Source organism: Streptomyces diversicolor (genome assembly GCF_057537855.1).
Map to the genome: position 1 here is coordinate 180608 of NZ_BAAJXA010000017.1, position 10089 is coordinate 190696.

12 protein-coding genes are annotated in these 10089 nt (G+C 67.9%); 7 read left to right on the top strand and 5 right to left on the bottom strand.

The window, feature by feature from the left end; translation table 11 throughout:
- Positions 1-38 precede the first annotated feature (38 nt).
- From AC27LF_RS21780 to AC27LF_RS21800, 5 genes are read right to left on the bottom strand one after another with little or no spacing between them, the layout of a single operon-like run.
- Positions 39-1286, bottom strand: coding sequence for a tyrosine-type recombinase/integrase (locus AC27LF_RS21780; RefSeq protein ID WP_479661783.1), 1248 nt, complete (start codon positions 1284-1286; stop codon positions 39-41).
- On the bottom strand, positions 1286-1480 hold the full coding sequence (locus AC27LF_RS21785) for a helix-turn-helix transcriptional regulator (protein WP_479661784.1): 195 nt from the start codon (positions 1478-1480) through the stop codon (positions 1286-1288). Before AC27LF_RS21785 ends, AC27LF_RS21780 begins: the two co-directional genes overlap by 1 nt.
- Complete coding sequence (repSA, locus tag AC27LF_RS21790) at positions 1477-2895, bottom strand: replication initiator protein RepSA (protein ID WP_479661785.1); 1419 nt, start codon at positions 2893-2895, stop codon at positions 1477-1479. Before repSA ends, AC27LF_RS21785 begins: the two co-directional genes overlap by 4 nt.
- Positions 2892-3104, bottom strand: coding sequence for a hypothetical protein (locus AC27LF_RS21795; protein ID WP_479661786.1), 213 nt, complete (start codon positions 3102-3104; stop codon positions 2892-2894). The genes repSA and AC27LF_RS21795 overlap by 4 nt, the downstream gene beginning before the upstream one ends.
- Complete coding sequence (locus AC27LF_RS21800) at positions 3101-3613, bottom strand: hypothetical protein (RefSeq protein WP_479661787.1); 513 nt, start codon at positions 3611-3613, stop codon at positions 3101-3103. Before AC27LF_RS21800 ends, AC27LF_RS21795 begins: the two co-directional genes overlap by 4 nt.
- Positions 3614-3799: 186 nt before the next feature.
- On the opposite strand from AC27LF_RS21800, the gene AC27LF_RS21805 reads away from it, so the two are divergent.
- The 7 genes from AC27LF_RS21805 to rplL all read left to right on the top strand — a co-directional run bounded on the left by AC27LF_RS21805 (position 3800) and on the right by rplL (position 9953).
- Positions 3800-4534 carry a GntR family transcriptional regulator gene (locus tag AC27LF_RS21805; protein ID WP_479661788.1) on the top strand — a complete coding sequence of 245 codons (735 nt, stop codon included), beginning with the start codon at positions 3800-3802 and terminating at the stop codon, positions 4532-4534.
- A 744-nt stretch (positions 4535-5278) separates the two neighbouring features.
- Positions 5279-5713: a 50S ribosomal protein L11 gene (gene rplK, locus AC27LF_RS21810; RefSeq protein WP_030747472.1), complete on the top strand. Its 435-nt coding sequence runs from the start codon at positions 5279-5281 to the stop codon at positions 5711-5713.
- A gap of 100 nt (positions 5714-5813) precedes the next feature.
- Positions 5814-6539, top strand: coding sequence for a 50S ribosomal protein L1 (gene rplA / locus AC27LF_RS21815; protein WP_479661789.1), 726 nt, complete (start codon positions 5814-5816; stop codon positions 6537-6539).
- A gap of 165 nt (positions 6540-6704) precedes the next feature.
- A complete protein-coding gene (locus tag AC27LF_RS21820) occupies positions 6705-7631 on the top strand; it encodes an SCO4651 family lipoprotein (RefSeq protein ID WP_479661790.1) in 927 nt (308 codons plus the stop codon).
- A 154-nt stretch (positions 7632-7785) separates the two neighbouring features.
- Positions 7786-8625, top strand: coding sequence for an SCO4651 family lipoprotein (locus AC27LF_RS21825; protein WP_479661791.1), 840 nt, complete (start codon positions 7786-7788; stop codon positions 8623-8625).
- 303 nt (positions 8626-8928) lie between these two features.
- A complete protein-coding gene (gene rplJ, locus AC27LF_RS21830; RefSeq protein ID WP_388702719.1) occupies positions 8929-9459 on the top strand; it encodes a 50S ribosomal protein L10 in 531 nt (176 codons plus the stop codon).
- Positions 9460-9572: 113 nt separating this feature from the next.
- Positions 9573-9953: a 50S ribosomal protein L7/L12 gene (gene rplL, locus AC27LF_RS21835; RefSeq protein WP_404029281.1), complete on the top strand. Its 381-nt coding sequence runs from the start codon at positions 9573-9575 to the stop codon at positions 9951-9953.
- Positions 9954-10089 lie beyond the last annotated feature (136 nt).

Here is a 10089-nt window from a genome sequence, read left to right on the forward strand (position 1 = left end):
TCCCGTTAGGCAGGGGCTCTCTCGCGTCCAGGGGGCCGTCACTGGGCCGTCGGTCGCCTCCGGGCCTTGTGGTAGACCGCATCCACGGCCTTCCGGGTCCGGGTCTCGCTGGTCGGCATCAGGTGCGTGTACGTCCGGAGGGTGAACCCAGGGTCGGCGTGGCCGAGGTAGGCGCTCACAGCCTTGATGCTCTCCCCGGCGTCCAAGAGGACCGAGGCATAGAAGTGCCTCAGGGCGTGCATGCCATCCTCGCGGGCTTCCTTGTACCGCTCACCAGGACCAGGAACCGGGATCACATCGGCCGCAGCCAGAGCGGGCTTCCAGACGTGGGCGTTGAAGTCGTTCCGGCGGAGCGCCGAGCCGTCCTGAGTGGTGAAGTACAGGAGCCTGGTCACCGGCGGGCCGTCCGAGCGCAGCCAGGGCAACGTGACCTCGATCGGCGGGACAGCCGTCATGTGCGTGGCGAGCACGGCCGACACCGAGTCCGGGAGAGGGACATCACGGAGCTTGTTGTTCTTGGGTGGCGCGAAGATCAGGTGACCGTTGACGAGCTTTACCTGTTGCGTGACGTGCAGCACACCGGCCAGCGGATCTACGTCATCCACAGCGAGCCCGAAGATCTCACCTTGGCGGAGGCCGCAGCCCGCGCCAACGTCGACCATGGCTCGAAGCCGATCAGGCATCCCGGCTCGGACCGCGAAGACGCGATCAGGCGACCAGGGCGTGACCCGTCCGGGGGACGGCTTGGGCGGCCGGACGGAGCCAGCACGGCACGGGTTACGGGCCAGGTATCCGTCATCCACGGCGGCCGACAGCACGGCCGAGACGTTCCCGAAGATCACACGCCGGTACGAGCTGGCGGACCCGGTGTCCTCCAGGAGCCGAGCCCAGGCCCGGATATGCGACGGCTGGAAGGAAGCCAGTGGCCGACTGCCAAGGTGCGGGAAGGCGTGAAGCCGTAGGCGACTCTCGACCGCGACGCGGGTTGCCGGGTCGGTCGTCTGTGAGGCCAACCAGTCTTCGGCGTACTTCCTGAACGTGATCTTTCCGGCCGTAGGGTCGATGTAGTGGCCGCGCGACATGTCGGCCTCGATGTTGGCAAGCCACCGCTCAGCCTCGCGCTTCTTCCGGTCGGGGAAACTCTTGGACTTCTCGGTACCGTCCGGCGCGACGTACCGCGCCCGGTAGCGCAGGCCGACGCCGTACCGGTCGGTCTTGACCTTGCGGGCCTTGCCGCCCGGCCCAGCCTCGGTCTTGTACCAGCGGTCTTGGATGTGCCCGGCCATCAGGCGGCCCCTTCCATCAGGGACTCAACCCAGGCGCGCACGTCCTCGGGGTCGAAGCGGAGGTGACGGCCGACACGGAAGCCGCGGGGCCCGGTGCCCTTGCGTCGCCACTGATACACCGTGTCGACGCTGGGCAGGCGCAGCAGGACCACGAGGTCTTCCGGCGTCAGGTACTGGGCAGGCAGGGGCCTCATGCGCACACCTCCCAGTCGTCCAGGTCGGCGAGGGCTTCGCGTGATGTCTCTCGGTTCAGTCGGATCTCCTTTGCGATGGCGGCGGCGAGCCAGGATTCGCCGGGGGTGTGGCCTTGTCCGGCGTAGGTCCAGTGGGCGAGCACGAGCGTGGAGCCCTCCGTGTCGTCGAGGTCTTCGGAGAGCCCGCGTTCGCGGCGTTCCTGCCGGGCGCGGTAGTCGGCGCGGACCTGTCGGAGGGTGCTGAGGGTGGTGGAGTACTGGCGGGACTTGGTGGAGAAGTGGCCCCGGAAGCCGAGCATGTGAGCCCACCGGGCCAGCAGCCGATCCGGGTAGGCGTCATCGAGGTCCCAGCAGGCTTCGATCAGGCGCCGGGTGTGGGCGGGCAACGGCAGCCGGTCCAGTTCGGACAGTTCCCCGATGCGGTGGTCTACGGTGCCGGTGGTCTCGGCTGCTTTGGTGGCGTACTTGGCGACGTAGGAGGCGACAGCCTGTTCGGTCAGTTCCTCGTGCCCGAGGACGCCGATGGGCTGCACGTCCACCTGGGAGCCCCAGCGCAGGACGCGGGCCGGGTGGTCACCGGAGGCGGGTACGGGTACCGAGACCCGGCCGGCGGCGGCACGGATCGAGTCGTCTAGGAGGGCGATGGTGGCCCACGCCGGCGGAGCCGTGTCCGGGCCGTCCGGACCATCGAGCCGCACTACGGCGTGGAAGTGGACGGAACCGCGCTTCTGGAATTCGGCGACCTTGCCGAAGGAGACCCGGCACACCTCCTTCAGAGCCGCTTGGGTCAGGCCCACGCGTGCTGCGATCTCACGGCGGAGGTAGATGGTGAAGCGCCGCCACAGGTCCCCGGCGTAGTTGTTGAACAGCACCGCGCCCGCGTAGTCGTACCGCTCGGGGTGGAGCGCCGTGCCCAGGGCCGGATCGTCTTCGGGGTGGGGGCTCCCGCAGCGGCAGCGGCCGGAGTCGGGCCTGTTGTGGACCGGGCCGAAGGACGGGGCGGTGAGGGTGGCGAAGACGCGGGGGTGATCCCGGACGACCGGTGAGACGCCCTTGTTGATGTCGCCGGTGATTCCGGCGCGGATCAGGTGGTAGGTGTCCCCGGCGTAGGTCCAGGCGCAGGCCGGGCAGCGGGAGGCACGGCGGTTGCCGCAGGCGACCCGGAGCATGCCGCCCGGCTCATGCTCGGTGCTGTAGGAGTACAGGACGTCACCGGTTGCGCGGTCCCGGGTGACGGTCTCGCCCCGCAGACGGATCGGGTTCGAGCAGCCGCCGGTACGGCGTACCTGTTCCTGCCAGCGGTCGAAGCCCGGCGCGTTCGCCACGCGCAGCAGGTCGGCGAGGGTGATCGGGTCGGTGCCCAGAGAGGCCGCAGCACCGGCCACGGCCTCAGGGGCGACGGGGAAGACCGTCACAGGTAGTCCTCCCTCGGGTAGCTGTGCCCGAGGGGCGGATAGGCGCCGAACAGCTTCGCCTCGTCCTCCGCGTAGTTCGCGTTGTCGACCACGACGAAGAACTCGGTGTAGGGCCGGACGTCGTGGCGGTCCAGCCATGCGGCGATCCGCTCGGAGCGCTCCTCGTCGGCGGCTTCCTGCGCGTGCAACGGGTCTTCGAAGTAGGTCACGCGGCACCGTCCTCGGGCTGGCACACCCAGCACGGGCCGTAGCCCTCCTCGTACCAGTCGGCCTCAGCGTCGATGACCCAGCGCGCCCACAGCTTCCCGGCGTCGTCGCACTTCGGGCACGGGCCGTCGATCACGGCCGGGATGTCTCGCGCGGTCGGCGCGACAGGGGCCCAGAAGTAGGAAGTCGATGCCATGGATTCCGCGAGCCTGAGACGCCGTGCGGAGGGGAACCGCTCGTCGTGACGACGGTCGATCTCCGGGGTTGTCATGTCGCGCAGCCACAGTTTCCGGTGACCGAGGAGGTAGGACGCGCGCCGACGGGTCTCCTTGCGGCCGAGGCGAGCGGCACCCTGAACGATCCAGCCCGTCACGTTCGAGTCGGCCGGACCCTGAAGGCGGTAGTCAGTCGGCATGTCCGAGACGTACAGCCCGACCGCGCGTTCCATGCCCGACAGCTCTTCGACTAACGCGGCGGGTGTGACATGCGGAGCAACCAGCGTTGCGGGCATGATGAGACTTCCCTTCACGGGGGCCAGGGGCGGCGGTTCTTCTTGGCGGTTGAGCGCCGCCCCTGGGCAGACGTAGTTAGTGCCGGTTCTCACCTGTCGAAGCGTGGTGGCACAGCTCTATAGTGTTTTAGAGCACCCGCACCGTCAAGAGGGTGTTCTAAAGTGCTCTAGAAGGGAGCTGTGCGCATGACCGGGAACTCGCCCGCGCTGCCGCCGTATCGGCGCATTGCGGTGCAGATCAAGGACCGGATTGAGCGCGGCGAGTTGCAGCCCGGAGACCGCATCCCGTCGGTTCGTGAGATCGTGCGCGACGAAGGCGTCTCAGTGGCCACCGCTACGCGAGTCGCGTCCGTTCTCCGAGCCGAGGGGTACGCAGAGACCATCCCTGGGATTGGAACGGTGGCGCGTATGCCCAGCAAGCTCACAACCGGACCAGACCGACTCCAGTTGCAGCGCACCACAGGGACCGGGTTCAGGCCCGGCGAACGCGTGGAGATCATCAGCGCCGAACTAGTGCCCGCCAGCGCCGAAGTAGCCGACGCGCTTGAGGTGGAGGTAGGAGCCCAAGTCGTCCAGCGGCGACGCCGGTACCTAGATGAGGATGGGGTAGTGGCCCTGTCTACGTCGTGGCTTCCGGGGGAACTGGCGCAGGCAGCACCAGAGCTGATCTCAACGGGGCCACTCCCGAAGATGACGTTCGGGCTGATCGAGGATCGAACCGGCCGACGGGCGGTCAAGCGCCGAGACTCCGTGTCGATCGAAGAACTGCCAGACGACGTTGCGCCGCTTCTGGAACTTGCCCCCGGCACCCCTGTACTCAGCATGGCCAATCACTACTGGGACCAGCACGGACAGATCACCGAATACGCCCGCGACTACATGGGGCCGGGTCGAGTTCTCGCAGCGGAGTACGACCTTTAGTAGGCAGCCCCACCCGCCGGGGTTGCTTCGCGGCCCCGGTTACAGGTTTCTCTACCTCATCAAGCCCCGGCTGCGCTCCGCTTCGCCGGGCGCGCTCCCGGTTCCGCTGCGGGCGCCGCTCCTGCCTGCGGCCCGCTCCGCCCGCGCTGCACCGACGCGCGCCCATGAGGGTGGCCGGGGCATGAGAGAGGCCCTGACGTGGCCGGTCGGCTCCAAGACTTTAGGCAGCCACCATGGGGCGAGCCTCGAAGATCATGGCCCCAACGTCGTGCTTTAACGGGCAGGTCCACAGACTGCCCGACTCGCCATCAGCTTACGGGGCCATGATCACTCGCCCCATGGCAGCTCCAGCCCAAAGTCTTGGAGCCGACCTCTCGTCGTCGTCGGCCTCTCGTAGGCCGATAGATCAGGAGGGCGAGTGAGAGGGCGCGGGGCCGTCTGTGGGCCGTGCGAGGTGAACCGACGTTGACAGATGATGACAACTAGTCACCGGATCTTCGCTGGTCAGAAGGCAGGCGACAGGGGAGCGGTGCACGTGGGAGACTTGGCCCGTCACTTCCAGAAGAACTGACGTCCTTACGGACGTAACGCCTCCGACCAGGTCGGGCGGACGCTCGGGCGGCCGTCTGACCTGCTCGGTTTTTGGCCGCGCACGTGTACCCGCTACCGTGGTGCGGTATGCCTCCGTCCGGATGATCCGGATCGGACGGCGGAACACTCTCACTAAGGACCCGGAGAGAGCACATGCCTCCCAAGAAGAAGAAGGTCACGGGGCTGATCAAGCTCCAGATCCAGGCCGGCGCCGCCAACCCGGCCCCGCCGGTCGGCCCCGCGCTGGGTCAGCACGGCGTCAACATCATGGAGTTCTGCAAGGCCTACAACGCCGCGACCGAGTCGCAGCGCGGCTGGGTCATCCCGGTGGAGATCACGGTCTACGAGGACCGTTCCTTCACCTTCGTGACCAAGACTCCGCCGGCCGCGAAGATGATCCTCAAGGCCGCGGGTGTCGAGAAGGGCTCCGGCGAGCCGCACAAGACCAAGGTCGCCAAGATCACCGAGGCGCAGGTCCGCGAGATCGCCCAGACCAAGATGCCCGACCTCAACGCCAACGACCTGGACGCCGCCGCGAAGATCATCGCCGGCACCGCGCGTTCCATGGGCGTCACGGTCGAGGGCTGAGTCCCACCTCGCAGAACCCATGCGGCGGTGCGACGCCGCACGTGGCAGGGCCTGCTCGGCCCGTACCACGACTCCTTTCCAGCACACCTCAGGAGCAGTTGTGAGCAAGCGCAGCAAGGCTCTCCGCGCTGCGGACGCCAAGGTCGACCGGGAGAAGCTGTACGCCCCGCTCGAAGCCGTCCGTCTCGCCAAGGAGACCTCCACGACCAAGTTCGACGGCACCGTCGAGGTCGCCTTCCGTCTGGGTGTCGACCCGCGCAAGGCCGACCAGATGGTCCGTGGCACCGTGAACCTTCCGCACGGCACCGGCAAGACCGCCCGGGTCCTGGTCTTCGCGACCGGTGACCGTGCCGAGGCCGCGCGTGCCGCGGGCGCCGACATCGTCGGCGCCGACGAACTGATCGACGAGGTGTCGAAGGGCCGTCTGGACTTCGACGCCGTCGTCGCCACCCCGGACCTCATGGGCAAGGTCGGCCGCCTCGGCCGTGTCCTCGGCCCGCGCGGTCTGATGCCGAACCCGAAGACCGGCACCGTCACCCCCGACGTGACCAAGGCCGTGGGCGACATCAAGGGCGGCAAGATCGAGTTCCGCGTCGACAAGCACTCGAACCTGCACTTCATCATCGGCAAGACGTCGTTCGACGACAGCAAGCTGGTGGAGAACTACGGCGCGGCGCTGGAGGAGATCCTGCGTCTGAAGCCGTCCGCCGCCAAGGGCCGCTACATCAAGAAGGCCGCCATCACCACCACGATGGGCCCCGGCATCCCGGTCGACCCGAACCGCACCCGCAACCTCCTCGTCGAGGAGGACCCGGCCGCCGTCTGAGCCCACGCTCATCCCCGGCCGCCGCGTCAGGTACGCGTCGCACAGGGCGGGCCCCGCACCCTTTCGAGGTGCGGGGCCCGTCCTTTTCTTTTGCGCGCTTCGCGTACGGCTGTCGGTGCGCTGCGTTAGCGTGCGCACACAGGACTCGCACAGGGGTGGGACGACATGAAGAGCACGAGCGCGCGCCGCATGACTCTCTCGACGGTGGTGGTGGCCGCGCTGGCGGCGGTGGCCGCCTGCGGCTCCCCGGGGCCCGCCGGCGATGGTTCCTCCGGCGACGGGTTATCGGGCGGCAACGCGGCGGAGCAGCACGCGACGCGGGTCAGTCCCGTCGCGGCCCTGCGCTCCGCCGAGAAGTCCACGGCCGGTGCCGAGTCGGCCAAGGTCCGCTCCACGACCAGCGTGGGCTCCGTGATGTCCATGACGGCGGACGGCTCCCTCGACTGGGCCGACGGCATCACCGGCACGCTCACCCTCACCTACACCGGCGGCACGGCGGCCGACACGATGCGGCGGCTCGGCTCCACCTCGATGCAGGCCCGCTATCTTCCCGACGCCTACTACGCCAGGATGAGCGACGCCTTCGCCCAGCAGACGGGCGGCAAGCACTGGATCAAGTACGCCTACGACGATCTGGCCGGCCTCCGCGGGAGTTCCGGTGTGTACCTCAAGGACCAGATGCGCAACTCCACGCCGGAGCAGTCAGTGAAGCTGCTGCTCGCCTCCGGGGACGTGCGGAAGGTCGGCGAGGAGAAGGTCTCCGGCCAGAACACCACGCACTACGCCGGGACGGTGGAGGTCGCCGACCTCGTCACCCGCGGCTCCCGCCTCGACGCGGGCCGGCTGGCCGACCTGAAGAAGCAGCTCGACCAGGCCGGCATCACCACCGAGACCGTCGACATCTGGGTCGACGACCGGGACCTGCTGGTCAAGAAGGTGGAGAAGGGCGACACGGCCAACGGCACGATGACCAACACCGCGTACTACAGCGACTACGGCGTACGCGTCTCGGTGAAGGAGCCTCCCGCGGCCGACACCGAGGACTTCAAGGCCCTCATCGCGCAGCCGGGCGGAAGCAGACCGACCTCCTGAGCCGGTGTCCGGTACACCGTTCGCCAAGTGAGCACCGGCAAACCGGCAAGACCCCGCGTGTGCCCGCCGGATACGATCGAGCCCGTATCTGTGCATCAGACATGTGTTCCATGTGTTCCACGTGTGACGTGGGGGGAGAGGGTTTGCTGTGTCCATGAGGTCTTCGGTGGGGGTCACCGGTATCGCTGTCCTGCTGCTCGCGGGAGGTGCGGTCGGCTGCGGCGCAAAGGACGGCGCGGCGAAGTCGCCCGCGATGGAGCCGGCCGCGGCCGTGGCCGAGGCCGCGAAGAACGCGGACGACATCACGTCGTTCCGCTACCGGCTGACCGGCAGCGTCCCGGGCGAGGGCAAGATCGACGGCGAGGCGGCGATGAGCGTCAAGCCGCTGGCCATGAGCATGAAGATGTCGGTCAAGGACAAGGCCACCGACGGACAGGTCGAGATCCGGCTCATCGACAAGGCGATGTACCTCGGCGGCAACGCCGAGATGACCAAGGAGATGGACGGCAAGAGCTGGATCAAGTTCGACATGTCCGCACTCGGCGAGGACAGCGGGCTCTCCATGGACCAGCTCGGCGCCGGCGAGGCCGGCAAGAACCCTGCCGCGGACTCCACCTTCCTCACCGGCTCCAAGGACGTGAAGAAGGTCGGCACCGAGACCGTCGACGGCGTGGAGACCACCCACTACACGGGCACGGTCAGCCTCGACGACCTGCGGACCACGCTCAAGGACAAGAACAAGGAGACTCGCGAGCAGCGCGAGAAGAGCATCGAGCAGTACGAGAAGATGGGCCTCGACTCGATGACCATGGACATGTGGATCGACGGCGAGCACCACACGAAGCAGTTCCGCATGCGCGGCGACGCCCAGAAGGGCCCGCTCGACATGACGATCACCTTCCTCGACTACAACAAGCCGGTGAAGGTCACCGCCCCGCCCGCCGAGGACACCGCCGACCTGGCCGAGATGATGAAGGGCGCCGAGCAGGGCTGAATCCGTACGGAAGCCCCCGTAGGGACGGATTTGCCTGACGGCGATCCGTTCCCTTACTCTCCTACAGAAGCCAAAGACCGCTGGTCGTTGCCGCGCGCTCGGACGAGTGCGCGGTGGCCGAAGGATCCGCTGAAAAGTGGGCGACCCGCGCAGGTGACAGAGGAAGAACTCCCGGAGTGCGCGCCCGTCGCGCGTGTACGACCGGTCGAGTCCGCCCCGTGCGCCTGCGCCGGGGCGTTTCGTTTCCCCAGTCCTCCTTCGGGTCCGCGCGGTCAGAATCACCCGGAAGGAGGCCGAGGCTCTATGGCGAGGCCCGACAAGGCTGCCGCGGTGGCCGAGTTGACGGAGCAGTTCCGCAACTCCAGCGCCGCCGTGCTGACCGAGTACCGCGGTCTCACCGTGGCGCAGCTCAAGACGCTGCGCCGGTCGCTCGGTGAGAACGCGCAGTACGCCGTGGTGAAGAACACGCTGACCAAGATTGCGGCCAACGAGGCCGGGATCACGACGCTGGACGACCTGTTCAACGGTCCGACGGCTGTCGCCTTCGTCACCGGTGACCCGGTGGAGTCGGCGAAGGGTCTGCGTGACTTCGCCAAGGACAACCCGAATCTCGTCATCAAGGGCGGTGTCCTTGACGGCAAGGCGCTGTCCGCCGACGAGATCAAGAAGCTTGCGGACCTTGAGTCCCGCGAGGTTCTGCTCGCCAAGCTGGCGGGCGCTCTGAAGGGCAAGCAGACCCAGGCTGCTCAGGTCTTCCAGGCGCTCCCGTCGAAGCTCGTCCGCACCGTGGACGCGCTGCGCGCCAAGCAGGCCGAGCAGGGCGGTGCCGAGTAATTCGGCTCGCGACATGACCGCCGCCGCCTGAGGCGGAGGTCGTAGCGGGCCGTACGTACGCCCGCCAGACATGTACATCCGGCACCAGCCGAATTAGTGGAAGGAAAGCCACCATGGCTCTCACCCAGGACGAACTGCTCGCCGAGTTCGAGTCGATGACCCTCATCCAGCTCTCCGAGTTCGTGAAGGCGTTCGAGGAGAAGTTCGACGTCACCGCCGCCGCCGCGGTTGCCGTCGCGGGCCCGGCCGGTCCGGCCGCCCCGGTCGAGGCCGCCGAGGAGAAGGACGAGTTCGACGTCATCCTCACCGGCGCCGGCGACAAGAAGATCCAGGTCATCAAGGTCGTGCGCGAGCTGACCTCGCTGGGTCTGAAGGAGGCCAAGGACCTGGTCGACGGTGCGCCGAAGCCGGTTCTGGAGAAGGTCAACAAGGAGGCCGCGGACAAGGCCAAGGAGTCCCTTGAGGGCGCCGGCGCCTCCGTCGAGGTCAAGTAAGACCTTCCGGGGTTCCGTGAACCCCGTCGCACGCCCCCTGCGGCCCCTGAGCGGGCTGTAACGCGAGCGCACCGAGGAGCGATCATCCATCCGGGTGGTCGCTCTTCGGCTTTCCCGGAGGTCCGACCGCGGCTGC

Bases quoted from the DNA above. Each gene is read 5' to 3' on its own strand.
- AC27LF_RS21780 (WP_479661783.1), bottom strand. From the start codon at position 1,286: ATGGCCGGGCACATCCAAGACCGCTGGTACAAGACCGAGGCTGGGCCG.
- AC27LF_RS21785 (WP_479661784.1), bottom strand. From the start codon at position 1,480: ATGAGGCCCCTGCCTGCCCAGTACCTGACGCCGGAAGACCTCGTGGTC.
- AC27LF_RS21800 (WP_479661787.1), bottom strand. From the start codon at position 3,613: ATGCCCGCAACGCTGGTTGCTCCGCATGTCACACCCGCCGCGTTAGTC.
- rplJ (WP_388702719.1), top strand. From the start codon at position 8,929: ATGGCGAGGCCCGACAAGGCTGCCGCGGTGGCCGAGTTGACGGAGCAG.
- rplL (WP_404029281.1), top strand. From the start codon at position 9,573: ATGGCTCTCACCCAGGACGAACTGCTCGCCGAGTTCGAGTCGATGACC.
- AC27LF_RS21805 (WP_479661788.1), top strand. From the start codon at position 3,800: ATGACCGGGAACTCGCCCGCGCTGCCGCCGTATCGGCGCATTGCGGTG.
- AC27LF_RS21820 (WP_479661790.1), top strand. From the start codon at position 6,705: ATGAAGAGCACGAGCGCGCGCCGCATGACTCTCTCGACGGTGGTGGTG.
- AC27LF_RS21825 (WP_479661791.1), top strand. From the start codon at position 7,786: ATGAGGTCTTCGGTGGGGGTCACCGGTATCGCTGTCCTGCTGCTCGCG.
- rplK (WP_030747472.1), top strand. From the start codon at position 5,279: ATGCCTCCCAAGAAGAAGAAGGTCACGGGGCTGATCAAGCTCCAGATC.